The organism is Rhodococcus sp. MEB064 (genome assembly GCF_000834565.1).
GTDB lineage: Bacteria > Actinomycetota > Actinomycetes > Mycobacteriales > Mycobacteriaceae > Rhodococcoides.
In genome coordinates, this window is the sequence record NZ_JXQS01000061.1 from 1 (window position 1) to 251 (window position 251).

Below are 251 nucleotides of genomic sequence, written 5' to 3' on the forward strand. Positions count from 1 at the left end.
CACGGCGCCCCGACGGTGCTGCACGCCGACAACGGGGCCGTCATGCGCTCGCACACCTTGATCGACGCCCTCACCGAACGTGGTGTGCTCACCTCGTTCTCTCGCCCGCGGGTCAGTGACGACAACCCGTTCTCCGAATCGCTGTTCAAGACGATCAAGTACGACCTCGACTGCCCCGACCGGTTCACCAGCATCGACCACGCCCGCACCTGGACCGCACAATTCCTGAACCGCTACGCCACCGAACACCG

At 64.9% G+C, this 251-nt stretch carries 1 protein-coding gene; it reads left to right on the top strand.

Features of this window, described 5'->3' with window-relative positions:
* Positions 1-251 (top strand): IS3 family transposase (locus tag RU01_RS20170; RefSeq protein ID WP_042576388.1); only part of this gene is annotated, 251 nt, incomplete at both ends.